21 protein-coding genes are annotated in these 24,650 nt (G+C 45.0%); 10 read left to right on the top strand and 11 right to left on the bottom strand.

Annotation, left to right across the window (positions count from 1 at the left end; all coding sequences use genetic code 11):
• The 3 genes from VNM22_14140 to VNM22_14150 form a co-directional block, all read right to left on the bottom strand.
• Window positions 1-616 (bottom strand): hypothetical protein (locus VNM22_14140; GenBank protein ID HWP48300.1); only part of this gene is annotated, 616 nt, incomplete at its 3' end.
• Window positions 617-1,195: 579 nt separating this feature from the next.
• Window positions 1,196-2,611: a sigma-54 dependent transcriptional regulator gene (locus tag VNM22_14145; protein ID HWP48301.1), complete on the bottom strand. Its 1,416-nt coding sequence runs from the start codon at window positions 2,609-2,611 to the stop codon at window positions 1,196-1,198.
• 93 nt (window positions 2,612-2,704) lie between these two features.
• Window positions 2,705-4,240, bottom strand: a complete 1,536-nt coding sequence (locus VNM22_14150) for an ATP-binding protein (GenBank protein HWP48302.1) — start codon at window positions 4,238-4,240, stop codon at window positions 2,705-2,707.
• 483 nt (window positions 4,241-4,723) lie between these two features.
• Between VNM22_14150 and pfkA the strand changes: the two genes are divergently transcribed.
• Both pfkA and VNM22_14160 read left to right on the top strand, forming a co-directional pair.
• Window positions 4,724-5,704, top strand: coding sequence for a 6-phosphofructokinase (gene pfkA / locus VNM22_14155; protein ID HWP48303.1), 981 nt, complete (start codon window positions 4,724-4,726; stop codon window positions 5,702-5,704).
• Between the two features lie 156 nt (window positions 5,705-5,860).
• A complete protein-coding gene (locus VNM22_14160) occupies window positions 5,861-7,168 on the top strand; it encodes a heterodisulfide reductase-related iron-sulfur binding cluster (protein HWP48304.1) in 1,308 nt (435 codons plus the stop codon).
• Window positions 7,169-7,265: 97 nt separating this feature from the next.
• Here VNM22_14160 and VNM22_14165 read toward each other — a convergent pair whose 3' ends face one another.
• The 5 genes from VNM22_14165 to VNM22_14185 form a co-directional block, all read right to left on the bottom strand.
• Complete coding sequence (locus VNM22_14165) at window positions 7,266-8,141, bottom strand: metal ABC transporter permease (protein HWP48305.1); 876 nt, start codon at window positions 8,139-8,141, stop codon at window positions 7,266-7,268.
• Between the two features lie 89 nt (window positions 8,142-8,230).
• On the bottom strand, window positions 8,231-9,064 hold the full coding sequence (locus VNM22_14170; GenBank protein ID HWP48306.1) for a metal ABC transporter ATP-binding protein: 834 nt from the start codon (window positions 9,062-9,064) through the stop codon (window positions 8,231-8,233).
• Between the two features lie 121 nt (window positions 9,065-9,185).
• Complete coding sequence (locus VNM22_14175; GenBank protein ID HWP48307.1) at window positions 9,186-10,181, bottom strand: metal ABC transporter substrate-binding protein; 996 nt, start codon at window positions 10,179-10,181, stop codon at window positions 9,186-9,188.
• 152 nt (window positions 10,182-10,333) lie between these two features.
• Complete coding sequence (gene nikR, locus VNM22_14180; GenBank protein HWP48308.1) at window positions 10,334-10,747, bottom strand: nickel-responsive transcriptional regulator NikR; 414 nt, start codon at window positions 10,745-10,747, stop codon at window positions 10,334-10,336.
• A 9-nt stretch (window positions 10,748-10,756) separates the two neighbouring features.
• On the bottom strand, window positions 10,757-12,595 hold the full coding sequence (locus VNM22_14185; GenBank protein ID HWP48309.1) for a hypothetical protein: 1,839 nt from the start codon (window positions 12,593-12,595) through the stop codon (window positions 10,757-10,759).
• Window positions 12,596-13,373: 778 nt separating this feature from the next.
• On the opposite strand from VNM22_14185, the gene VNM22_14190 reads away from it, so the two are divergent.
• From VNM22_14190 to VNM22_14210, 5 genes are all read left to right on the top strand, one after another.
• Complete coding sequence (locus VNM22_14190; protein HWP48310.1) at window positions 13,374-14,804, top strand: FAD-binding oxidoreductase; 1,431 nt, start codon at window positions 13,374-13,376, stop codon at window positions 14,802-14,804.
• Window positions 14,805-14,916: 112 nt separating this feature from the next.
• Entirely contained in the window at window positions 14,917-15,717 is an 801-nt protein-coding gene (locus VNM22_14195; GenBank protein HWP48311.1) for a 4Fe-4S dicluster domain-containing protein, read from the top strand.
• A gap of 58 nt (window positions 15,718-15,775) precedes the next feature.
• Entirely contained in the window at window positions 15,776-16,462 is a 687-nt protein-coding gene (locus VNM22_14200; protein HWP48312.1) for a hypothetical protein, read from the top strand.
• Between the two features lie 392 nt (window positions 16,463-16,854).
• Window positions 16,855-17,226, top strand: coding sequence for a 4a-hydroxytetrahydrobiopterin dehydratase (locus VNM22_14205; GenBank protein ID HWP48313.1), 372 nt, complete (start codon window positions 16,855-16,857; stop codon window positions 17,224-17,226).
• A gap of 6 nt (window positions 17,227-17,232) precedes the next feature.
• Window positions 17,233-17,547 carry a tetratricopeptide repeat protein gene (locus VNM22_14210; GenBank protein ID HWP48314.1) on the top strand — a complete coding sequence of 105 codons (315 nt, stop codon included), beginning with the start codon at window positions 17,233-17,235 and terminating at the stop codon, window positions 17,545-17,547.
• 385 nt (window positions 17,548-17,932) lie between these two features.
• Here VNM22_14210 and VNM22_14215 read toward each other — a convergent pair whose 3' ends face one another.
• Together VNM22_14215 and VNM22_14220 are read right to left on the bottom strand one after the other, a co-directional pair.
• Complete coding sequence (locus VNM22_14215) at window positions 17,933-19,360, bottom strand: SLC13 family permease (protein ID HWP48315.1); 1,428 nt, start codon at window positions 19,358-19,360, stop codon at window positions 17,933-17,935.
• An 85-nt stretch (window positions 19,361-19,445) separates the two neighbouring features.
• The gene (locus VNM22_14220; protein HWP48316.1) at window positions 19,446-19,652 is read right to left on the bottom strand and encodes a zinc ribbon domain-containing protein; all 207 of its coding nucleotides are present in this window, start codon (window positions 19,650-19,652) and stop codon (window positions 19,446-19,448) included.
• 305 nt (window positions 19,653-19,957) lie between these two features.
• Here VNM22_14220 and VNM22_14225 point away from each other — a divergent pair, with 305 nt between their 5' ends.
• From VNM22_14225 to VNM22_14235, 3 genes are all read left to right on the top strand, one after another.
• Window positions 19,958-20,386 (top strand): cupin domain-containing protein, encoded by a 429-nt coding sequence (locus VNM22_14225; protein HWP48317.1) that lies wholly within the window; start codon window positions 19,958-19,960, stop codon window positions 20,384-20,386.
• A gap of 116 nt (window positions 20,387-20,502) precedes the next feature.
• Complete coding sequence (locus tag VNM22_14230) at window positions 20,503-21,576, top strand: tartrate dehydrogenase (protein HWP48318.1); 1,074 nt, start codon at window positions 20,503-20,505, stop codon at window positions 21,574-21,576.
• Window positions 21,577-21,852: 276 nt separating this feature from the next.
• Window positions 21,853-22,977, top strand: a complete 1,125-nt coding sequence (locus tag VNM22_14235) for a bifunctional oligoribonuclease/PAP phosphatase NrnA (protein ID HWP48319.1) — start codon at window positions 21,853-21,855, stop codon at window positions 22,975-22,977.
• Between the two features lie 57 nt (window positions 22,978-23,034).
• On the opposite strand, the gene guaB is transcribed toward VNM22_14235, so the two are convergent.
• The gene (gene guaB, locus VNM22_14240; GenBank protein HWP48320.1) at window positions 23,035-24,534 is read right to left on the bottom strand and encodes an IMP dehydrogenase; all 1,500 of its coding nucleotides are present in this window, start codon (window positions 24,532-24,534) and stop codon (window positions 23,035-23,037) included.
• Window positions 24,535-24,650: the final 116 nt, after the last annotated feature.

Below are 24,650 nucleotides of genomic sequence, written 5' to 3' on the forward strand. Positions count from 1 at the left end.
ATCGGAACTTACCAAGTCTGGCCTGGGCGCCCAGGGGGAGTCGAATCAAGGTCAACCAGGCTTCTTCCAGGCCGACTTCACTTTCATCTCCTAAAAGGTTTTCTCCGGAGAAGAACACATCGGCTCGAGCATAAGGATCTACCGAGGCTTGAAATCCAAGTTCGACCTCTTTCACGGTGAATCGATTTCGAAGTATGTCTGACTCTGATTCTGCTTCAGGGCCTTCTTCATTACCTTCCCCCTTAAAGGTTTTATTTCCGATGAAATTAACTTCTACCCGTATATCCGGGTTGAGGGATTGTAAAAATCCGGGCCGCGGTGGGGGAGCTTGTTGTAGGAGCGGAGGTTGTTGGGCTAGGGAAGATAGGGGAGAGGGTGCTGAAGGAGAAGCCTCTCCGGACAGAGTTTCTGAAGAACCCGGCGCCTGGGAAAGATAAAAACCGGGTGGTCCCAACCCTACTTGGGTTGAGGGAATATCCGGTGACAACTTCAGAGAAACATAAGGGGGATCCATGTGATTGGCCCAACCTATCTGGAGATTTAGATTTAAAGTGAAGATCCAAAAACCTGCGAGAACCGCATTTTTAAGAAAAGTTCGCTTCAGAACTCCTATCATTCTTTGCCTCCTTCGCCGCTTTAGTTTTATTCTGTTTCTCAAAACCCCTGCTATGATCGCATAGATATCACCTACGTATTTCCCAGAGGAATCTCTTCGGCTTTCCCTCACCCCCAACCCTTCTCCCAAAGCTTCGGAAGAGGGGAACTGGTAGATCTCCAAGCCAACCTCTCACAGGAGGTTCAGTTAATCTTATCCTGGTGCTTATGTCCCTTAACTCCCTTCCCGTGTCGGGAAGGGAAGTCGGAGGGGTTAAGCCCAAAAATCTACCCCACAAAGAGGTTAGGGTGGGGCGGTCTCTACTTTATACCCCATTTCAATACCGACTTGGTATAAGACATTCCCCTCAAAGAGGGTCGCTGGCCGGGTATACGGAAAAATAGCCGAAAATTTAAGCCGATTAAGACTCTGAACAATTTAAAAAGCAGGGTCTATACCAACCGGAATGTGAAGGGATTGAAGTAAAGGGAAACTCTGTTTAAGATCTGCTATTTTGAGGGCTTAGAAGATAAAATAATCGACTTGAGGTTTCCGTCTAAAGGAAGAAAAAAGATGGGTCAAATCCCCCAGTGGGGGAAATCACACACCGGATTCAGGAGGAGTGATTCCAAATTTCTCCATCCGATATCGAAGGGTATCTCGGGTCAATCCCAAGAGTCTGGCGGCCTGAACCCGATTCCAGTTGGTATGCTTAAGGGCTTGCAGAATAATTTGCCGTTCCAGTTGATCCAAGATAATCCCTCCCGGCGGGAAGTTTATAACCGGTTCTTCCAGGTTTATCTGTGCTGTTAAATTTTTAACCTGACTCAAGGAGCCCAATCCCAGATGCTCCGGTTGAATTTCCTCGCTATCCACCAATAGGACAGCTCTTTCCAAGACATGACTCAACTCCCGTACGTTACCAGGCCAGGGATAGGTGGTTAGAACTTTTAGGGTCCGTTCTGAGAGTTTCTTCATGGATTTATTGTATCGGGCGCTGAATTTTCTAAGAAAATGCTGGGCCAGCAGGAGGATATCCTCTCCCCGTTCCCTCAAAGGAGGAAGGTCGATGGTTAAGACCTTCAATCGATAGTAAAGATCTCTTCGGAAAGATCCTTCCCTCAAAGCCTTATCCAGATCTTTATTGGTAGCGGCCAGGATTCTTACGTCTACCTGTCGGTCCCTCAATCCTCCTACCCGCCGAACCACTTTTTCTTCTATGGCTTTCAACAGTTTACCCTGTAGACTCTGATCTAAATCTCCAATTTCATCTAAGAAAAGAGTTCCCTGATCAGCCGCCTCGAATAAACCCATTTTAGATGTTTTGGCATCTGTAAAAGCTCCCTTTTCATAACCGAATAACTCTACTTCCAGCAAGTTGGTTGGAATAGCTGTACAATTAACTTCTATAAAAGGTCCCTGAGCCCTACGGCTGGTATAGTGAATGGCTCTGGCTACTAACTCCTTGCCGGTTCCGGTTTCTCCGGTGATCAACACGGTTAAAGCCTCACCGCCTTTTGCTATATCCAACTCGGCAATTTGCCTGATTCTCTTGAGAACCAATTGCATCTTCTCACACTGACCGATAATATCTCTTAACCCAAATCTTTTGGATGCCCGGTCCCGGTAGTAGCTGAGCTCCTGTTGAAGTTTGACCATCTCCTGAACTCGATCTGCTAAAAGCTTTAATTCGTCGAGATCTACAGGTTTCCTGATATAATCGTAGGCACCCAGCTTCATGGCCTCAACGGCACTTTCTATAGATCCATAGGCCGTTATTATGATGACATAGATCGAAGGGTCCAGCTCTTTAATTTTCTTTAAGAGTTCCATACCCTCGATTTTAGGTAAACGCATATCCAGAAAGACGAGATCCGGCCTCATTTCCCGGACGAGTTTTAACCCCAACTCCCCGTCCTCGGCGGTCAGGGTTTCATATCCGTATCCAGATAAAAATTTCTGGATAGATTTAGCCAACATTTTCTCATCTTCGATAACCAATATGGTAAAAGACATACCGATAACCTCTTACTTCTTCAAAGCCCATCTGAAAATCTCCAGAGAATCCGATTTCTCGGAGAGAAGATTTGTAAGCCTGACCTTAACCGGTTAAGATTTAACCGGCAATAAGATCTTTACATGGGTTCCATGGCGGTATTTACTTTCTATGTGGATTTGGCCCCCATGCCTTTCAACTACTTTCCGTGCAAAAGCCAGACCCAATCCACTGCCGTCGACTTTTGTCGTAAAGAAAGGATCAAAGACTCTGGGTAAAGCTTCCTCTGGAATTCCCTCACCTGTATCCTGAAATTCAATCTGAATATACGCCTCTCCAGGATCAGGATGGGAAGATTCCGATAAAACGAGTCGAGATCGGATGAACAGGTTGCCACCGGTGGGCATCGCCTCCAGGGCGTTTGAAATAATCTCCGATAGAATCTGCTCCATCTGGACAGGGTCCAGGAAAATCTCCGGAAGATCCTCTTGTAAATCCGTTTCCAGACAGACTCCTCGCCCGGCGAACTGGTTTTGGAAGGTAGAAATCAGATGGCCCAAAAGGATATTAATGTTTTCTTTAAAGGGATTAAAAGGAAACGGCCGGGTAAAATCCAGTAAGTGGCTGATCCTCTTCTCCAGTCGATCAACCTGGGAGATAATATCCCTGAGGTTTTCTTCCAGGTTCCCGTTATTTGAGTTTAATTCCCGCAAACTTACCTGTGCAACCGCCCGGATATTGGCCAGCGGATTTCTCATCCCATGGGCTACGGTGGCCGACATCTGTCCAATGGAGGCCAGCTTTTCAGACTGAATCAGTTGATTTTGAGCCAGTTCGAGTTCTTTTATTTTAATCTGTAAATCGAGGTTGGTTTGGGTCAGGTGTTCCTGAAATTCTTTAAGTTTTTTGGCCATTTTGTTAAAGGAACTGATCAAGGCTCCTATTTCATCCCGGGTCCACAAGGGAATTTCATACTCCAGGTGACCTTCCCCAAAAATTTCTGTAGCTTTTTTGAGCTCCTCGATGGGTCGAGAAATGTTAATAGAAATAAAGGTTGCTGCAATAATCCCAAAAATCAAAGAACAAAGGATTCCTATGATCAGAACAAGCCAGGAGTCACTTTCGATGCGTTTAATAGTCTGTAGAGCGGTTATGGAAGCCTGTTTAGAAACCCAGATAAGTTTCTGAATGATATTTTCAAATGCCTCTAAAGTCGTTTGTTCCAGGACTTTTTCCATCAATTCGATTGCTTTTTCCTTCTCACCCCGGTCGTAAAGGGAGAGGATCTCCTGGGTTTCTTTATCGATCTGTAGGTAAAGAATTTCCAGATCTTCAATATCACGGGCTTCGCCGGATGGAGGGGTGAGCTTTTTCAAGTCCTCTATTTTTTCCGCTAAAATCTGATGGAATTTAATCAGTTCCTCTCTGGCATCAGTATCTCCTTCCGTAAGGTAATCGGAAATCTCTTTAAGTTGCCGGTTAACGGTGGCTTCTATCTCTCCCAACATAAGCGTCTGGATATATTTCGGTTCTAAATCTTGAAGAGCCGAGTGAATATGTTGAGAGGTCCAGATCGATAACCCTCCCACAAAAAGCAGAGGAAGCATCATGATCAGGGAAGCAAGTAAAAGCTTTTTCTTAAAGGTCATATTGTTTTCTTAAAGAAGGTATGCATTTACCCTCAATAGAATCAAATAATCCACGGATTTAACTTAAAAAGTCGATAACGGTTACTTTTTGCTTCATTTTTGCTTTAAAAGGCCGGATCAAACCCGATAGAAATATCTAAATTATATAGTATTACAAGTTCAAAGGGAGAAAAAGTTCTATCTTTACCTTCATCAGTTACGGTTGAACAGGTTAAGATTCTTGATGATTGATTCAGTTTAAAAATGGGATGTGGGCAAACCTACATAATTCAGTTTGCAAATTTTTACGGACAGAAACCAAATCCAAGGATATTGACGGCTCTCTTTTCAGAGCATAATCTAAAGAGAGGAACCCGAACACTTTCTACTCGGTTCTTTCCCTTAGGAAATAGGGACAAAAAAAGTAAGGTTATTCATTCTGCTTCAGAATTAACCGATGATTCCAATAGGTATTTTAAGGTTTAAGGAGGAAAGGTAATCAACTTGAAAAAAATTGCAGTTTTAACCAGTGGGGGGGATGCGCCGGGGATGAATGCCTGCATCCGGGCCGTTGTTCGTACTGCCCTTTACAAAAATCTCAGGGTGATTGGAATTCGACGGGGCTATAGCGGTCTTCTTTCTGGGGATTTCATGAAAATGACTACCGGCTCCGTCGCCAATATCATTCAACGAGGGGGGACTATTCTGGGTACTTCCCGGTGTGAAGAGTTCAGAACTTCAGAGGGGAGGGCCCGGGCCTTTGAGATGATTCAAAAAGAAGGCATTGAAGGGCTCATCGTCATCGGCGGAGACGGAACCTTTCGAGGGGCTTATGAGCTGTCCCGACAGGGAGATGTTCCCATCGTGGGAGTTCCAGGGACCATCGATAATGATGTGTATGGGACTGATGAGACGATCGGTTTTGATACGGCCATCAACACGGCCCTGGAAGCCATTGACAAAATTCGGGATACCGCGGCTTCCCATGAGCGGGTTTTCTTTGTGGAGGTGATGGGGAGATCCTCGGGTTTTATCGCCGCCCAGGTGGGACTGGGTGGAGGTGCTGAGTTCGTGGTAGTTCCCGAAACAAGAACCGATCTCAACGAGCTTTGTGAAAGACTTCTTAAAAGCATTCGACGGGGTAAAAAAGCCTGTATCGTCATCGTAGCCGAAGGAAAGGAATCTGGAGGGGCTTTCCAGATAGCCCAACAAGTCAATGCCTGTATTGGAACCGAATATCGGGTTTGTGTACTCGGGCATATTCAACGGGGAGGTTCCCCCACAGCCCGAGACCGCGTCCTGGCCAGTAAATTGGGCTCTGCTGCCGTAAACGCTCTACTTGCCGGTCATAGAAACGTCATGGTTGGAGAAGTCAAAGGAGAAATCGTCTTGACCCCCTTGGAAGAAACCTGGACCAAAGTTAAACCCATCGATCGCTCCTTGCTGGAACTGGTCGATATCCTGGCCGGAGGCACTAAGAATTGACGGGAGTGTGGGAGGTGTGGGAGCATGGAAGTATGGAAGTATGGAAGTGGGAGAGTATAGAAGTGAGGGATTTCTTCTATACTTTCCCACCCCTATACCTCCATACTCCCCTACTTCCATACTCCCACACCTCCCACACTCCCATACATTCTTTAGATGGACCTGTTATCACCTGAAGTTCAAAGTGAAATACTTAAGTGTGTTAGATGCCGGACTTGCTTGCCAGTTTGTCCTACCTTTGCAGAACTAGAAGTAGAGATGGATTCTCCCAGAGGACGTATTGCCCTGGCCAAAGCCTTATCCGAGGGAAAAATTTCAGTTACAGAAAGACTGGTTGGACATTTGTACTGTTGCCTGGATTGCAGAGCTTGTGAAACGGTCTGTCCCTCGGGGGTTAAATATGGAGAGATTATTGAAAGTGCAAGGTCTTATGTGGAAGAACACTGGAAGCGCCCCAAACCGGAGCAGTTCCTTAAAACCCTCTTTTTGAAAGAAATCTTTCCTTATCCCAGACGGCTGGAAGGGTTAGCCTGGATACTTCGACTTTATCAGAAAAGTGGTCTTCAAACCTTCCTTCGTAAATTCAATTTGACCCGTTTATTGCCTGGAAATTTAGGAGAACTGGAAAAAATGACGCCGGTTCTGTCCAATCGATCATCCCGCTCCACACTTCCTTCGATCATCCCTCCCAAAGGAGAGAGGCGATATCGGGTAGCCCTGCTCTTAGGATGTATCACAGATATCGGTTTTGCTTCTTTGAATGAAGCAACGGCCCGGGTTCTCTCCGAGAACGGATGTGAAGTCCTGACGGTCAAAGAGCAGAAATGTTGTGGAGCTTTACAGGTCCATAACGGAGAGTCTAAAATAGCCCGAGAGATGGCCAGATACAACCTCCAGGTCTTTGAAAGCGCGGGGGTCGATTACGTGATTGTAAATGCGGCAGGGTGTGGAGCCATGTTGAAAGAATATGGCTTCTTACTGGGCGACGACTCGCAATATCGGGAACGGGCCCGAATCTTCAGTAGCCAGGTACGGGATGTCAACGAATTCCTGGTCGATGTGGTACAGGCTAACGGAGGACTTCGAGGAACCCTAAATCCGATACCCAAGCGGGTGGCTTACCATGATGCCTGCCATCTGGCCCATGGTCAGAGGGTCAGAAAACAACCCCGTAAACTCCTCCAGTCCATTCCGGCACTGGAACTTGTCGAACTCAAAGAATCCGACTGGTGCTGTGGAAGCGCCGGAATTTATAACATCACGAACTATAACATGTCCATGCGGTTACTGGATCGAAAGATGGATAACGTGGCAAAAACTCGGGCAGAAATCCTTGCTGCTGCCAACCCGGGATGCATGATCCAACTGGAAGTAGGGATCAAAAAGAAGGGTCTGGCAATGAAGGTCATGCATCCTATTGAGCTTTTAGATAAAGCCTACCATCCAGAACATCCTTTCTTATAATAAAAAGTTATTAAGAAAGATAAAAGAAAAGGATGGAAAACCCATTTTTTGATCTTTAGGCCCTTCCAGGGGTTAGAGGGAAGAATAAATAAGGAAGTTATAAATCTTCCAATAACTCCGAAGCCCGTTTACTTACGGAACGAGGAACGACCTTCTGCCCAGGGAAGCGAAAGCTGCTATAACCCAGGACTCCGGAGAAGACCAGGGAAGCGAAAAGAACAATGCTGGCTCCGGAGGCGATATCCAGATAATAGCTGAGATACATGCCTACTACGGCAGTTAGAGACCCCAGCAGAACCGATAAACCCACCAACTTACTGAAACTATCGGTTAGGAGGCGGGCCGTAATGGCCGGGGTAACGATGGCGGCAGCGATCAAAGTGACGCCCATGACCTGCATGGAAGCAATAATAGCCGCAGCCAGGATGAGAGAAAACAGGGTGTTTACCCGGCGGGTGGGAACTCCATAAACTCTGGCGACTTCTTCATCAAAGGTGCTAAAGAGGAGCTGTTTATAAAAAAAGAAAATTCCCATGGCTGCAAACAGGGTCACTATGAGAATAACCACAAGATCGGTGGAAGTAACCCCTAGAATATTACCGAATAGAGCGGCCTCAAAGTTCCTTGTAAATTTTCGGGCCCGGCTGATCAATGCGACCCCCATGGCGAAGCTGGCGGTGGTAACAACCCCGATGGCGGCGTCTGCTCCGATTTTTCTCCGTCGCGTAACCTCGTTAATCACCAACGCAGCTAAAAATCCCCACAACGCTGCACCTACATAAAAATTAAGACTTAATACATAGCTGATAACCGCTCCCCCAAAAACGGCATGGGATAAACCATGGCCAATGTAACTCATTCTTCTTAAAACAATATAAACTCCGATGAGTCCACAAAGTCCTCCGACCAGAAAGGCGGCCAGGAGTCCTCGGCGAAAGAACTCATATTGGAAAGGATGTAGGAGAAATTCCATGGGAGAACGGGAAGGTGGGAGAGGGAAAGAATGAGGTGTGGAAGAAATATGCAGACTCCCACACTTCTATCTTTCCACACTTCCACCTTTTATTCATGGGATTTAAGCACCAGAGCGCTATTGGCAATCAGAGTAAGTGGACCTTGCTTGATAACCATCATCTCCGAGTTATAGGTTTGCCGCAGGACTTCGGTTGTAAAAATTTCCTCAGGAGCCCCCTGGGCAATAACCCTTTGATTAAAGCAAATAACCCAGGGAAGATGCGCGGCGATTGCATTAAGATCATGGGTAGTTAAGAGAATCGTAACCCCTTTTAAATTAACTTCTGCCAACAGATGCAAGATATCATGTTGCGTTTTGAGATCTACACCGGCCGTCGGTTCGTCCAATAAAATCAGCTTGGGGTTTCCAATAAGCGCCCGGGCAAGAAAAACGCGTTGTTGCTGTCCACCGGAGAGGTTTCGTATCTGACGTTTTGCATAGGCCGTCAGCCCAAGCCGTTCCAGAAGTTCTGAGACCAGCCGACGATCTCGGGAGTTAGGCCATGGTAAGATCCCCATCTCTCGATATCGCCCCATCAGGACCACTTGCTCTACGGTTACCGGAAAGTCCCAATCCACACTTTCCAATTGGGGCACATATCCGATGAAGGGAGGGGCTTTTCCTTGAACCGGTTGGCCTAAAACGGTAACCATCCCCTGTAAGGGTTTAACAAGGCCTAAAATAACTTTAAGCAATGTCGTTTTACCAGATCCGGTTGGACCTACAATTCCTGCAAACTGACCTTGATATATGTTTAGATCGACCTTCTCAAAGACTGGAGAGTGATCATACCCACAGGAAACATCCACCAATTCAATAACCGGACGTTCTTTGATCCGAGTCTGTTGTCCACTAATTGTTGTCGGGGGTTGACTGTTCATCTATTTTTTAGCCTCCAGAGTTATTAAACCTCTCCTTTTAAGACTTGTACCTTTTCCGGCCAGAAATACTATCCCGGTAAGGGCGGATTTTAAACCCACTCTCTTTCTTCACCTTTGATTTCTAATTATTAAGATCTGCCGGATCGATCAGATCTAAGCCTTTGGGGTCACCTCCCAGGGAACTAACCATCGTCCGTACGTCTTCGATCATCATACCAATGTAGGTATGCTCAGGGGATCCCACAGGACCTGGCAAATCATCGTCTCGCAACGTATCTATATACTTTACTCCGGCTTCCCGGCCTATTTGATCCAGGACCTTGCTGGGAAATACCTCAGAACCAAAGATGGCAGGGACCTTTTCTTTTTTAATTTGGTCGATGAGCCTTGCTACTTCTTGAGGAGAAGGCTCTGAAAAACTGGCCGGTTGAATAGCCCCTATTACAGTCATTCCATAACGTCTGGCAAAATAAGCCCAGGAATCATGATAGGTTAATAATTTTCGATTCTGAGGGGGAATAGTCTGAACGGCCGCTTCAATTTCCTTATCCAATTGTTTCAGTTTCTCCAGATAAACCTCAGCATTTTTAGCAAAAAAATCTTTATTTTCGGGATCCAGGGCTATCAATTTATCCCGGATGAGCTCTACATACTTCATGGTGTAAGGAACATTGAGCCAAAGGTGAGGATTGGGATCTCCCTGTTCTTTGGGAAAGCTGAAGTCAAAAATCCAATCCTTTTCGGTAATGGTATTATCTCCCAATTTAAGCACGACTACCCCGGGTTTCCCATTCGCCTCGATCAATTTCTCTGTGGGAGTTTCCAGATGTAAGCCGTTGAGGATGATTAAATCTGCGGCAGCAATATAACTGATGTCCGAAGGTCTAGGTTCAAAGGTATGGGAATCTGTTCCTTCCGGAATGATCCCGTGCAAGTCAATCCGAGATCCTCCTACGTTTTTAACCAGATTGGTAAGGGGAGCCACCGTCGTAACCACCTTTAACTTTTTCTCCGCTGCTAAGGAAGATATCGAGGTTAACCCCAGGATCAGGAACAGCATAAAACCCCAACCAAACCAGGACCGACAAACCTTCTTCCAATAAACAAAACTTTTCATAGAGATCTTCCTCCTAAAAAATCAGGCGCAAGTTTTCTGATTCCATATTTCTGTAAAGCATAAAAATTTTATGTTTGTATTAACAATTATTAAAGAAGATCTCGTTTTGTCAAGCTTTTAATCTAAAAAATTCAAGGTTAATCCACACGCTCTTAAATATCTTTACCTGAGGTGGTTTTGGTAAGCTGGCCGTGTTTAACCCCTTTGATTCCGATGAGTTTATAAGCGAATTTTTCTATCTCAGAACTCTTTCCTTTCACAACAATGGCTTCCAGGCAATTATCGGAGTCCAGATGTACATGGAGTGCAGAATTAATCATGGTGTTGTAGGCATGCTGGATATCCGCCAGTTTATCGGTTAATTCACGGATATGATGGTTATATACGATAGTGACCACACCCACCGTTTCTTCATCACTTTCCCATTCACTTTCGACAATATAGTTACGAATAAGATCCCGAATAGCTTCCGAGCGATTTACATAACTTTTCTCTTCGATAAGTTTATCGAATTTCGCGAGGAGGTCTGAGTTGATCGAGACTGCAAAGCGAACCAGATTTGCCATAGCCCTCCTTTACAAATTAATCGTAAGGACACCACCGCTTATTAATGCTTTAACAGCAATAATAAAGCCTAAGATGGTGACAACAAATGCACTGATCACCGGTAACCTTCTCATAAAGGTCCCATGACCTGTGTAACGATCCAAGAGAGGTCTGGCCAGAACCATTAAAATACCAATCGTAATTAAAACCGCGGCCAGACCTAAACTAAAAGCCACCAAAATAACCAATCCAAAGGCAATACGGTTCAAAGCCACAGCAATCAACAAAACCACTAAAGCATCCGGGCAAGGAACAATACCTCCTGAGACCCCCAGGGATAAAAGATTCCAGAAGGAAACTTCAGATTTGCGGTGCAAGTTCCAAAACCCGGGTTTTCGGGGAGAGGTCTGAATCACGGTAGCAGAATCCGTTGAAGACCCATGGGGATGGGGGTGGGCCTCAGCGGGGTCTTGATCATGCCGGTGAGGGTGATCAGGTCCATGATGATCATGCCCATGAATAGGGTGATCATGATGATAACCGGGTTCATAATCCTGTCCTGGATGGACATGCTCGTGGCGATAGTCTTGGGGAGGATGATGGGGGTTTAAGAAAACGGACGATGGCACATCTAGAGTTGTCTCATGGGAAAGTTCAAAAGAGCCGGCTTGAGAGTCAGGTTTATGGGGAGAGGGGTGGGAATGGGTATGACCCTGGAATCCATGACTGTGGGAATGGTTATGATGGTGGGTATGCCCATGATGATGGGTATGTTCGTGTCCGAAAGGATTTTTGAGTCGTTTAATAAAGAGCCAGATACCCATACCCATGATTAACAGCCCGGAGAGAAATCCCAGCCATGGGAAGATATCCTGGGGAAGCACATATTGGGAAGCATACAGGGTAATAAGTCCAAGCAGAATAACACTGGAGGTATGGGTGAAAGTTACTACCGTTCCCAGAATAATGGCGTCGAGGACACGGCCTTTACTCCCAACCAAATAGGCCGCCACTACCGTTTTACCGTGACCCGGCGTCAGAGCATGTAAGGCGCCCAGGATGAAAGAAATAACCAGAGCCATCAGGATAAATCCAATTCCCAGTCGAGGATTTCGGATCATATCTTTTAAATGCTCGCTAATTCTCAAACCTCCAAAAGCATAGGAAGATTCCAGATCCTTCCTCGAAGAAGATGGAGAAGAGGTATCTTCTGAAGAAGCAACCACTCTCTCTGCATTTAGCTGGTCTTGAGGAATATTTCCTAACTCGGATAAAGCTGCTTCCCCGGTTAAATAGACCGCCGTTAGCATCCGCTCCAGGTCATTGGAAGATTTCTTACGAGAAGCTGGGGAAATTTCTTTTTTTGTTTTCCAAAGAGAGGTATCGATAACTTTGACACGACCCACTTCCACCAGGGAAGTTTTCATAGAGCCAGGAATGTCTGTAAACGTCCAATCGTAAAAACTTACTTTATGCTTACCGGAAGGAAGCCCCTTAAGAAGGGCCGTAAATTCGTACTGTCCGGCTCGAGGCGTATAAGAAATAACTCGCCAGGATAACTCCTGCTCCTTACCGTCAACCTCAACGGATAGAAGGGTTTTTAAAGTGTTCATCATTTCCGTTACAAAGAGCTCTTCCTCCTCCTTGGAAATTTCATTATCTCCGTTGATATTCATGGTTTTCATATCGGTCAAAGCCGCTAACTCGGTAAGTGCAGTTGAATAAATAATAATGACCCGATCCTCCAGGATTTTTACCTGAGTCCAATGATCAACCCCGGTTCCGGTAAAGGTATGAGCAGCCGATAAGCCGGGAAAGGTCAGAACAAATAAAACAAGGATAAGATAAAATTTGATAGAATATATCATAATCTCCTTATTCGACTGAATCTCCACAAAGTAAAGGGTCAGATTAAATTAAAATAACAGATTACTTAAATACTGAAATATAAAAAAACCAGAAGTGCAAGAAAAATCTTTAAAAATCCCTAAGTTCCTTCGACTCCAGGTATCCTAAAAGGGACGAAGACGGAATTTTTGAAAAGGTTTTCTGAAGTCCTGGTTTATCCTCACCCTCAACTCCCATTGCACCAGGGTAAGGCATCCCACCGGTCTCTCCCTCGTTTCACAGGGGAGGGGACTTCGCTTCAAAGTTCCTTCCCCTGCCAAGCGGGGAAGGTGAGTAGGTTAAACGTCTCGTTTGACAGGTAGGTTAAACATCTCGTTTGACATTAAGGGGGGCCCTTCATGGACCTCACTCTTATCCTGACCCCTATGCCCCCTTGCTCCTTCTCTCCTGAAGCTTCAGGAGAGAAGGACGGGAAGCAGGGTCCAGCTTTTCTACCTTATCCTGGTGCCTATATCAGTAACCTTTCTTCCACAGTGTGGGAGAAGGAAGGGGGCTTATAAAGTGGATCTATATAATAAATAATATAAAAGTTACCGGTTTGCATAATTATTTGCCCTACCTTAAAGTTTAATTGCTATAGTACAAACTGAGGTGATAACAGGTTAAAATAAAACTCGGGTTATTTGAACCCATCTGCTCTAAAATTCTAAAATAAGGCGGAAAACCGATGTAATTGTAACAAGAACCGATTTTTTCTTTGACACACAACCCTCTGTTATGTTACAGAATAAAAAAACCATGAAGGATCAGTTCCTATATAAATTGGAAAGTCTTCTCGATAAAGGAAGCCTCTGGATAGGATCGAACATTCCAGGGAAATATTATACCGATGAAACCGGCGAAGTGGGAGAGCCTGAAGGCGTAGGTCTACCTTCTTCTGTGGAGGAGGTGAAAGCATTAATTCAAGTTGCTTACGAAGAGGAGATTCCCATTACCCCTCGAGGGGGGGGAAGTGGTTTACGAAGAGGAGCTGTCCCCTCAAAAGGGAGTTTTGTGCTGAGTTTGGAAAAACTTAATAAAATAATCGATCTTGATAGGGTCAATTACATTGCTAAGGTTCAACCGGGTGTTATTACGGCTGATCTTCGCCGGGCAGCCCAGGAACAAGGGTTGTTTTATCCGGTCGATCCTTTAAGCTCCGAGATAAGTACATTAGGGGGCGATGTTGCCGAGAACGCCCATGGTCTCCATGGAGTTCGGTATGGGGAATTAAGGGATTATATTCGACGGCTTGATTTCATTCTCCCTACAGGAGAGATTGCACATACCGGTGCAGTTCCCATGAAATCTGTGAGTGGATACGATATGAATAAACTTTTCATCGGTTCAAAGGGAACCTTAGGTATCTTTACAGAAATTACCCTCAAGCTCCTCCCCCAACCGGAGACCACCAGAACCCTTGTAGCCGGCTTTCGGCATCTGAAGGAAGCAGCGGCGGTGGCAAGTGCCATAATAACTCATCTACTAACTCCCTCAGCCCTGGAAATCCTGGATAAAAATTTTATTCAATTTCTTCAGAAAAATTATAGAGACAGCCTGCCGGCTCTTCCGATCCCGGAGGGAGAGGCCCTCCTACTTATAGAAGTGGACGGATTTGAAGATTCGATTAAGCAACAACTTCAACAAGTGGAAAATATTTGTCAAAACCACAAAGTCCTTGACATACTAAGAAATCTCTCCCAGGACCAGGAGCAAAAGCTCTGGGATGCGCGAAAATTGTGGTCTTACGTTGTACTGAACAGCAGAAGAAGCCAAATTTCCGGACCGAAAATTTCCCCTGTAGAAGACATCTCCTCTGTATTATTTTTAAGTTTTTTTATTCCTCCGGCTGATTTAGAGAAAGCCATAGCAAGGTTAGAAGCCATTCTAAATCAAGTTCCTGGGTTTACCACTCTTTTCGGCCATGCCGGTGAAGGAAATCTTCATGCTGCCGTTTCTTTCCCTTCAAATCAAGACTTCAAGTCCGTTGTCCCTTCCGTTTGTCGGCAGGTAGCCGAGATGGTCCATACATTTCAAGGTCTTTATGCTAAAGAGTACTTTATAGGTATGTCTCCGATATCCACGGCTTTTTCTCAAAGGATCTCACCCGGTCTTCAGGAGGTTTTTTCTCAATTCAAAAAGAAGGTAGATCCTCGCAATATTTTGAATCCGGATAAGGTTTTGGTATAAAACCCAAAGGGTAAAACGTAAATAAGGTATCCCCCTTTCCTCCCCCTGTGTACGGGGGGAATTAGTCCGGATCTTATCTTTTATGTTTTACCTTTGAGGTTTTCAGGTATTTATGAAAATAGACAAAGCCAAATGTGTAGGATGTGGCAATTGTACGTATGTCTGTCCTATGGGAGCTATCTATCTCGATCCCGCAGATCACCGGGCAACCATTGATGCCGATGCCTGTGTGGAGTGTTATACATGTTATCGCGGAATGAGCACAGAGCACCTCTATCCACCTCTTATTAGAGGTATTCGGAAGCTCCTAAGCTTTTTCCGTCTTCGTTTTGAGCCGGAGCCGGATGTTTGTCCAACTGCCGCTTTTGTTCCAGATGACTTACAATGGCCTCGAATCGTTCGGAGAGCTTTTAGTGATCCTCAAGTTCCCCATGAAAGTACCGGAATTCATGGAAGAGGAACCGAAGAAGTGAAAACCAATGACGTAACCAACCGGGTAAAGCAGGGAGAGGCCGGATTTGTAGTAGAATTTGGTCGTCCGGGAGTCGGCGCGCGTTTTTATGATATCCAGAAGATGACCATGGCTTTGGCCCGGCTTGGTGTAGTGTTTGAGCCGAATAATCCGGTAACCCATCTCATGAACAATCCAAAGACCGGGGAGATCCGTAAAGATATCCTCAACGAGAAGGTCTTATCTGCTATCGTAGAATTTAAAGCTAACTTAACGGAAGTACCCGTCTTATTGAACGAAATTGAAGAAGTTTCCAAACAAGTCGATACGGTGGTCAGTCTGGGGGTTTCGACCCGATGTGACGAAAACGGAGACAATCCGTTGGAAGAACTTTTACAAAAACAGGGTTACCGATTCTGGCGTGGAAAAACAAATTTAGGGATGGGGAGAGCCTTAACCTAAAGGAAGCTAAAGGAAATTTTAAAGCTTTAGATCCTTGAGGTAGACCCTTTTTGAAAGTATGACCAATACACTTCATCGATATGGAGATCCGGATACTTTAAAAAACGATTACATTGTTTTTGCCATTGCGACCCGGAAACGTAATGATGAGAACAGTGTCGAGAAATTTAAAACTTTTCTCCGATTAGCGGCCCAACATAATCCGGTCAACATGGGGGATGCAACCAAAGGGGGCATGTATCAACCCTCTAAATCTTTAACTCCTATTGTGCACTGGCATCGAGAAGATCCCGTCCGAATTCAAGAAGTCATCGAAGGGATTGACAAGCCTACCACGGCGGCGGCTGTTTTTGATAACTTACAAGCGGTTAAGGAATTTCTTGAAGATTTAAAAAAGGCAGATCTCGGTTTATCTATCAATATCAGTGCTTTAACCGACGATGCCAATCGATGTTGCAAGGAAGTAGGTATTACCCGTCACAGTGTGGAATACTCCTTAGGATTTCGAGGTGCTTTAGATAAACTTCCCGATAAACAAGTCTTAGAGATCACCACCATGTGCGGTCATGGAATGATTTCAGCCCACTTTGCTAAGAAGATGATAGATTGGGTCAGGGAAGGACGGCGAACTCCCGAAGAAGCAACCCGATACATGGCCCGGTTCTGTAGCTGTGGGGTCTTTAATCCAGTACGGGCTAAACAATTGCTGGAACAGGTATGCAGGCCTAAAGTCGGAGGTAAGTGATTTCAGCCGGCGGTTCAAAGGTTATTATCTCTCTTCTATTCTATCTAACCGATATAAACTGGGAAAGAAATATATATCCGTATCCATTTAGTAGGTAGAAAAAGAAACACCCTCCCACATCCCCCCTCCAGGAGGGACTGACGTAGGGTTGCTGCCGCTGAAGTCCCCCCGGAGGGGGGATGGGGGGGTATTCAGATAGAAAAAGTGACACCTACTAAATGGTTACAGTTACAGGAATATTTGATGGCTTGACAAATTCATTCAGCTCTTTTACACTTTTTCTCATCAAAGGGTAAAAAATCCATAACAACCATGATTTAAGTAAATGGAATGCAGGACCCGGAACTTATATTCCGCAACTGTATTCTATATTTGAAAAAGAGGGGTTCCTTATGGCTAAGATGGCTACAACTAAACTACCTATTCTTCCCAATGAAGAAATTATGAATCGGCTCCCCAAAGAACTCCCTAAATGGGAGCTGGATAATGAAGGATGGATCAAGCGCATTTTTAAGACCGATGGGTGGCAGACAACTCTGATGGTGGTAAATACCGTTGCTTTTTTAGCTGAAGCGGCCTGGCATCACCCGGACATGTATGTAACATGGGCCAAAGTAAGTGTTAAGTTGAAAACCCATAACGTGGGAGGTATTACAGAGAAGGATTTTGCTCTGGCCAAAAAGATCGATGAGGTCATAGGATGGATGCCTGGAGAAGATTCCGTTCTGGACGGTAATCCGAAAAGGGAAAAATGGGTAAGTTAAACCTATATGGATCGAATCGCCCAACTTCAAGAATTACTTAAAACGGATCCCAACGACGATTTTTTATATTATGGATTAGGATTAGAGTACCTCAAGGCAGAACGTTATCAAGAGGCCGTGGAAGCTTTTAAAACGGTCATCAAGTTGAAACCGGATTATTCAGCGGCTTACCGGGAATTGGGAAAAGCCCTTACCAAGGTAGGACAACTTGAGGAGGCCAAAAAAGTTTATCAAGAAGGGATGATGGTTGCAGAGAAAAAAGGGGATCTTCAAACGAAGAAAGAAATGAGAGTTTTTTTGAATAGACTGCTGAAGCCATAAAACCTCATAACTTCTTCCCTGTCTCCTCTGCTATGTCTTTCTGAAACAGGTTTTTAGAATCGGAAGGAAGCTGGCTCCCGTTCCCATTTTCCCCTTTCTGGAGTAGGTTTTTACCCCTTCAACTCTCCTTCCCTCGTCACTCCCCTTTCCCCTCTCCTGAAGCTTCAGAAGAGGGGGAGGGGATTAGGCGTGAGGGGAGAGCTAGGATTCAAGCCATCCTCGAGTTCCCCCTTCCCGATGCGGGAAGGGGATAAAGAGGTTAGGTTAGAAAAACTACCCTTATAAGGGTCCGGAAGGAGTCTCTTTACCAACATACCCTACACGTCTACCCTTGTAAGAGTTAAAGGGACAGGAATATTTCAAGCAGCACTTTATCTATCCAGAACTAAGGTATCACCCCGATTCCTTTCCAATACAGTAATGTCAACGGCATCAATACCAGGAGAGTTAAGATCGCCAGTGTCAGGGTCATCTTCAGGGTTTGAGCGAAACCCATCCAGCGAAAACTATAAGCCAGAATCAGAGGGGTAGCCTGGTAAGGGAAGAAGGGATTAGAATAAGCTACACTCATGGAGAAAACGGCGGGTAGGACAGGATGGTTTGTGGTCTGAGCAATTTGAATTAATAAAGGGGTGATAACGGCGGCTTCTGCAGCCGTATCGGTTAAAAAGGAGAAAACAAAGGTTAGAAGAAAAAAGTAATAGTGAAAGAAAAACCATCCATAATCCCGAAAATTCAGATACCCCTCGATAAAATGTACAACCTGGTCATTGAGCTGGGTGGCTTGAAGCGTAGCACTTAAACCAAACATGGCTCCAAGGTAGAAAATGATGGGATAGTTAATCTGATGAATCGTTTTGAACTCGAAGACTCCCCATTTTGGAAGAAAGTAAAGTAAGGCTACCAACAGGGCAATATAGGTCGGATGCAAATGGTGCCAGAAATCCAATACCCACAGGAGAACGGCCAGTCCCAGTAGAACCACTACTTTCTTCTCCTGGGTGGAAAGTTTCTTAATGTTTAAAAACTCTGAATTGGGTTGTTTTGGCTTTAACGGCGTTTCAGGGACGATATCCTGAAAGGATAGATCTGTTTGAGAGACCGGAAAAAATTTCAAGATCAACAGATAAATTAAAAAAATGCGTCCGATTCCTAAGACAGGGAACATTACATAAGCCCATTCTCCCCAAGAAATCGTTTGGTTCAGCATATTCTCCACGACACCCAGAACGACTACATTGGGCAAACCTGCTGTGAGAATGCTATGACCTCCGTAATAGGTGGAAAAAATGAGGGCCGAGACGATGGCCGCCGCCTCATGGGAATGGGGTTTAACTCCCAAAGTTTCTGCCAGTTTAATAGCCAAAGGCATGAGGATAAGAACCCGAACCGTTGCAGAGGGAATAAAACAGGCAATCAGAAAACCGAGCAGGACCAAACTTAAAATCAACCGTTTAAATTTAAATCCCGAACGTTGAATGAGTAAAGTGGCCATAGCTTCTCCCAGATGGGTTTGGGTAATTCCCAATCCCAGGATAGAACCGCTCAAAACCAACCAGGTTGCCCGAGAGGACATACCGGAAAAGGCAATTCCAAAATCTACGGTGTGGGTGATAATCAAGAGAAACAAAACAACGAGACCGGTATACTCGATTTCGACAGGTTCTGTCACCCACCAGATAACGGCGAAAAGCGTTATAGCCAGGGCTTGTTTAGCTGGCAGGGAGAGAAAAGGAAGGGGATAAAACCAGATAACCAGGAGAACTACAATTCCTGAAAGGCCACCGATTTGTCTGATCCAGGGTTTCGGCAAAAGATAATACAGTCAGTGTAGGGACGCAAGGAATTGCGTCTCTACCAGGCGACGAATGAAGCAACCCGCTTCACGATGAAGAAGCTCAGCGAAAACGTGAAGTGGAGCTGCAATTATTACCTGTCGTGGAGGACCCGGTTGTTGAGTGGGACATGGCAAAAGCCGAGAATTGCTTGACAGGTTTAGGAGCTCCACAACTGGGGCAGACCAAATTTTCATTTCCTGCACCCACACGCTGGAAGACTTCAAAGCGTTCTTCACAACGGGTACATTTGTATTCGTAAATCGGCATAGTTAATCCTCCTGGGAGATTCATAAAGCTTCTAGAAGCTGTAATAAATATAATTGCATCCCCCGGGATGTGCAAGGGTTAAAGGGAAAGTCAGAAGTTATAACCGGCTCAAACGGTAAATTTTTGTATTGCATGATTTTTACCTGATTTGTATCTTTGACGCAAAGATCTTTTTCACCCGGGGATCTGCAATCCTAAAAACCCTTAAACTTCGGAGAGGTGTCCCTGTTAAGGAGATTTGGAACAGGTCACTTCTCAGGTATTATAAAGAATAACAAAATAACCAATGAAAGGAGGAAAGGAGTATGGCGGCCATAACCCCCTATGCAACCAATCACGAGGGACTTGGAGAATTAGACTCCCGTTTGGTAGAGGTCAACAGTTTGCCCTGGATACCCACCCGATATAGAGGAATAGAAATGAAGATCCTGCTTGAAGACAAGGAAACGGGTATGATTACGGCACTGTTTCGATGGCAGCCGAATTCCAGGTTACCACTCCATGAGCATACCGAAATTGAGCAGACCTATGTCTTGGAAGGCAGTATTGAGGATGAAGCCGGAGAAGTCACTGCAGGTAATTATATCTGGCGTCCGGCCGGGAGCCGACATGAAGCCCGATCCCGAAATGGCGCCCTGATCCTCAGTTTCTTCCTTCGCCCGAATAAGTTTTTTGATGACGGTGACGGCTGGCTTTCCAACGGAGATATGGGAGAAAATACTAAAGTTCATTAAAATTCAAGCAACACTTTCCTGATAAGTCCTTAGAATCTATCGAGTACTTGCAACCGCAGAGCATGTACAGGTCTGGGATATTCTGCGGTTAAATTTTTACCTAAAAGGAGGTCGAGATGAAAACTTATAGAATTGGAGTTATTCCCGGGGATGGGATAGGAAAAGAAGTTATACCGGAAGGTAAAAAGGTTCTGGAAGCGGTTGGGAAGCGGTTTGGTCTTAAGTTCGAGTTTACAGATTTTCCCTGGGGAACCGAGTACTATCTCTCTACAGGAAAGATGATGCCGGAAGATGGACTGGATACGCTTAAATCCTTCGAAGCTATTTTATTTGGAGCCGTGGGAGATCCCAAGGTTCCGGATCATATTACCTTACACGGATTAATTTTACCTATCCGGCGTGGGTTTGATCAATACGCCTGTGAACGCCCATCCTATCTCTATGCCGGGGTTCCCTGTCCCCTTGTCGGTAAGAAGCCCGGGGAGATCGACCTCATTGTTATTCGGGAAAACACGGAAGGAGAATATGCCCCTATTGGAGGGCATGTTTATTTAGGAACTCCAGAAGAGGTCGCGGTTCAAACGGCTGTTTTCACACGGAGAGGGTGTGAGCGGGTGATTCGTTATGCCTTTGAGCTGGCACGGAAACGAAATAAGAAAAAGCTGGTTACCTCGGTCACCAAATCCAACGCCCAGGGATTTGGTATGGTACTTTGGGATCGAACCTTCAGAGAAGTTGCCCGATCTTACCCGGATATTCAAACAGAGTCCCTTCTGGTCGATGCCGCCTGCATGGACTTTGTTCGCCGCCCCGAACATTTTGATGTGGTCGTGGCCTCAAATCTTTTTGGAGATATTTTAACAGATATCGGCGCCATTATCAGCGGAAGTATGGGTTTAGCACCCAGTGCAAATCTGAATCCGGAACGGCGATTTCCCTCTATGTTTGAGCCGGTTCATGGATCAGCACCGGATATTTATGGAAAAGGAATTGCCAACCCCTTAGCCACCATTCTATCAGCCAGAATGATGCTGGACTTTCTCGGCGAGGGAGAAGCCGCCCAGGTGGTCGAAAGCGCTGTACGAAAGATCCTGGCCGAGGAAAAGATTCGAACGCCGGATTTGGGTGGAAAGGCAACAACGAAAGAAGTTGGAGATGCTGTGGTTGAATTGATCTCTCAAACTCCATAAGAAACCTCTGTAGTAACGACTTTAGTGAATTCTAAACTGGAGTCGTTACTATTCGCCCTCTGAAAGAGCCATCTTACCAAACTTTGCTCAACTTGACTTACTCTATAAAAGATTTATATTGATAAAAATGAGTATAATTTCTGTGATTATGAAGAGATAGAATTTTTATTTGACAGTTCCAAAAAGTGCTATATAAAAACTTTTTGAAGAAAGGAGACCAAAAATTTAAAGCTAATCTGGCTTTAATAGCAGATTAAAAATAAACCATTAATCATTATGGATCCAAGTACCAGCAAAACCATTGCAGAGCAAATTTGTAAAAACAAATCTGGTGAATTGTCTCAAGTCTTGACCCTTCATAAGGGAGAGAAACATATCATCGCCCTTCAGAATTTTCCTGACCCCGATGCTATCTCTTCAGCGTTTGCTCACAAACTCATTTGTTTAAAATATGACATTGACGTGGATATCGTTTATGATGGGAAAGTCAGCCATCAACAAAATATCGCTTTGATCAAACTTCTGGATATAGAGCTCATTCGATACTCAGAAAGCCTGGATCTTACCCAATACCACGGAAGTGCATTCATCGATAATCAAGGAACAACTACCAGTTTAGTAAAAAAGCTAGAACAGGCGGGAGTAAAACCCCTTATTGTAGTAGACCATCATGAACGACAAAATATCATCCAAAATCCAGAATTTACAGATATTCGAAAAATCGGAGCAACGGCTACTATTTATACCAACTATATCAAGGATGGACTGCTGGAGTTATCCAAATCCGATCGAGATCACGTAAAGTGTGCCACTGCGCTTATGCACGGAATCCGAAGCGAGACTTCGGAATTAATTCGGGCTAAGGAAGAAGATCTCATGGCAGCGGCATTCCTGAGTAATTACCACGATCCCGGCCTTCTGGGCGAAATCGTTAATCAATCTCGATCCAAGAAGGTCATGGATATTATCCATAAAGCTTTAGAAAATAGGGTCATTAAGGATAACTTCAGTATTTCCGGCATCGGTTATCTTCGGGCAGAAGATCGAGACGCCATTCCTCAAGCAGCAGACTTCCTGGCAACGGAGGAAAACGTCCACACGGCTATTGTATACGGAATTATAGTAACCGACAAAAACGAGGAACTCCTGAGCGGTTCGTTTCGTACCTCCAAATTAACCATAGATCCGGATGAATTCATCAAGGATACTTTTGGAAAGAATGAAATTGGAAAGTATTTTGGAGGTGGAAGGCAAGAAGCCGGAGGCTTTGAGATACCCATAGGATTTCTTTCCGGTTCTTCCGGCAAAGAATATGATGCCTTGAAATGGCAGGTTTACGATCTTCAGGTCAAGCAGAAGCTTTTTAATAAGATTGGGATTACGGAAAAAGGCAAGGATTAGAGGTAGGAAAGAAAGTGTGGGAGTATGGAGGTACCCTCCCACACTCCCATACTTCCCTTATCTTCCTCTATAATTCGGGGCTTCCTTGGTAATGATGACATCATGGACGTGGCTTTCGATGAGTCCGGCGTGGGTAATCGGGATAAATTTTGCTTTTTGTTGTAATTCTCGAATGTTCCGGGCTCCACAGTAACCCATTCCAGCTCGTAGTCCACCTATCAATTGAAAAGTTACTTCCGAAAGAAGTCCCTTGTAAATAACACGTCCTTCGACCCCTTCGGGAACCATTTTATCCATTCGCTCTCTCCGCTCCTGGTAAAAAATTTCCTCCTGGGATTCATCCTGGAAATACCTATCTCGACTTCCTTCACGCATGGCAGCCATGGAACCCATACCCCGGTAACTTTTATATTTTTTCCCTTCATAGTAAATCACCTCACCCGGGCTTTCTTCAGTTCCGGCAAAAAGGCTCCCAATCATAACAGAAGAGGCTCCTGCAGCCAGAGCTTTGGTAATGTCTCCCGAATGCTTAATACCCCCATCGGCAATAATGGGAATGTTATACTTATTTGCCTCCTGTGCGCATTGATAAATAGCGGTTAATTGGGGCACACCGGTTCCGGCAACAATCCGCGTGGTACAGATACTACCCGGACCCATACCTACCTTTACAGCATCAGCGCCGGCTTTGATCAGGGCGGCAGTTCCTTCAGCCGTTGCGACATTCCCGGCGACCACTTCCAAGGAAGGAAATCGAGACTTTATTTTTTTAACAAGATTTATAACCCCCTTCGAATGACCATGGGCGGAGTCTACGGCAATAACATCCACCCCGGCTTTAACCAATGCCTCCACCCGTTCCAGCGCATTAGGAGTAACTCCCACGGCTGCACCAACCCGTAATCGACCCATGGCGTCTTTACAGGAATTGGGATACTGGATGATCTTCTGAATGTCCTTGATGGTGATAAGACCCCGAAGATTAAAATGTTCATCAACCAAAGGAAGTTTCTCAATTCGATTGCGATGAAGGATCTCCTTGGCTTCTTCCAACGTCGTCCCAACCGGAGCCGTAATCAGGTTTTCCTTGGTCATTAAAGTTCCTATCTTTGCTTTACTGCTACGCCGGAAGCGAAGATCCCGATTGGTGATGATCCCTACAAGTTTCCCATTCTGAGTAATAGGAATACCCGATATGCGATACTTTGCCATGAGTTGCTCGGCCTCTTCAATCATGTTATCCGGCGAAAGGGTAATGGGATCTTCAATGACCCCATTTTCAGAACGTTTCACAATATCTACCTGCGAAGCCTGCTCTTCAATGGGAATATTCTTATGGATAAATCCAATGCCTCCTTCTCGGGCCAGAGCAATGGCTAAAGCTGCCTCTGTTACGGTGTCCATGGCAGAAGACACCAGGGGGATAGAGAGCCTGATACGCGGCGTAAGTTGAGAAGAAACGTCTATATCTTTGGGAAGTACATCTGATTCCTGAGGAACCAGAAGTACATCATCAAAAGTATATCCTACAGGTAAAAATTTTTCATTCTGTTCCATTATGGTATGAACTCTATTCCAATGGTATGGGTGACCCCTCCCAGCACCCGTACAAATTACCATCGTACTTATAAGTTAATAAAAAATGTAAACCTTCTTTTCTATTCTTCCAATTG

The organism is Candidatus Limnocylindrales bacterium (assembly GCA_035559535.1).
Lineage (GTDB): Bacteria > Moduliflexota > Moduliflexia > Moduliflexales > JAUQPW01 > JAUQPW01.

What these genes read in the sequence shown, in the direction of transcription:
- VNM22_14190 (HWP48310.1), top strand. Translation starts at nt 13,374, where the DNA reads ATGAAGGATCAGTTCCTATATAAATTGGAAAGTCTTCTCGATAAAGGA.
- VNM22_14165 (HWP48305.1), bottom strand. Translation starts at nt 8,141, where the DNA reads ATGGAATTTCTCCTACATCCTTTCCAATATGAGTTCTTTCGCCGAGGA.
- VNM22_14230 (HWP48318.1), top strand. Translation starts at nt 20,503, where the DNA reads ATGAAAACTTATAGAATTGGAGTTATTCCCGGGGATGGGATAGGAAAA.
- VNM22_14175 (HWP48307.1), bottom strand. Translation starts at nt 10,181, where the DNA reads ATGAAAAGTTTTGTTTATTGGAAGAAGGTTTGTCGGTCCTGGTTTGGT.
- VNM22_14195 (HWP48311.1), top strand. Translation starts at nt 14,917, where the DNA reads ATGAAAATAGACAAAGCCAAATGTGTAGGATGTGGCAATTGTACGTAT.
- VNM22_14220 (HWP48316.1), bottom strand. Translation starts at nt 19,652, where the DNA reads ATGCCGATTTACGAATACAAATGTACCCGTTGTGAAGAACGCTTTGAA.
- nikR (HWP48308.1), bottom strand. Translation starts at nt 10,747, where the DNA reads ATGGCAAATCTGGTTCGCTTTGCAGTCTCGATCAACTCAGACCTCCTC.
- VNM22_14205 (HWP48313.1), top strand. Translation starts at nt 16,855, where the DNA reads ATGGCTAAGATGGCTACAACTAAACTACCTATTCTTCCCAATGAAGAA.
- VNM22_14185 (HWP48309.1), bottom strand. Translation starts at nt 12,595, where the DNA reads ATGATATATTCTATCAAATTTTATCTTATCCTTGTTTTATTTGTTCTG.
- VNM22_14210 (HWP48314.1), top strand. Translation starts at nt 17,233, where the DNA reads ATGGATCGAATCGCCCAACTTCAAGAATTACTTAAAACGGATCCCAAC.
- VNM22_14170 (HWP48306.1), bottom strand. Translation starts at nt 9,064, where the DNA reads ATGAACAGTCAACCCCCGACAACAATTAGTGGACAACAGACTCGGATC.
- VNM22_14200 (HWP48312.1), top strand. Translation starts at nt 15,776, where the DNA reads ATGACCAATACACTTCATCGATATGGAGATCCGGATACTTTAAAAAAC.
- VNM22_14225 (HWP48317.1), top strand. Translation starts at nt 19,958, where the DNA reads ATGGCGGCCATAACCCCCTATGCAACCAATCACGAGGGACTTGGAGAA.
- VNM22_14160 (HWP48304.1), top strand. Translation starts at nt 5,861, where the DNA reads ATGGACCTGTTATCACCTGAAGTTCAAAGTGAAATACTTAAGTGTGTT.
- VNM22_14145 (HWP48301.1), bottom strand. Translation starts at nt 2,611, where the DNA reads ATGTCTTTTACCATATTGGTTATCGAAGATGAGAAAATGTTGGCTAAA.
- guaB (HWP48320.1), bottom strand. Translation starts at nt 24,534, where the DNA reads ATGGAACAGAATGAAAAATTTTTACCTGTAGGATATACTTTTGATGAT.
- VNM22_14235 (HWP48319.1), top strand. Translation starts at nt 21,853, where the DNA reads ATGGATCCAAGTACCAGCAAAACCATTGCAGAGCAAATTTGTAAAAAC.
- VNM22_14150 (HWP48302.1), bottom strand. Translation starts at nt 4,240, where the DNA reads ATGACCTTTAAGAAAAAGCTTTTACTTGCTTCCCTGATCATGATGCTT.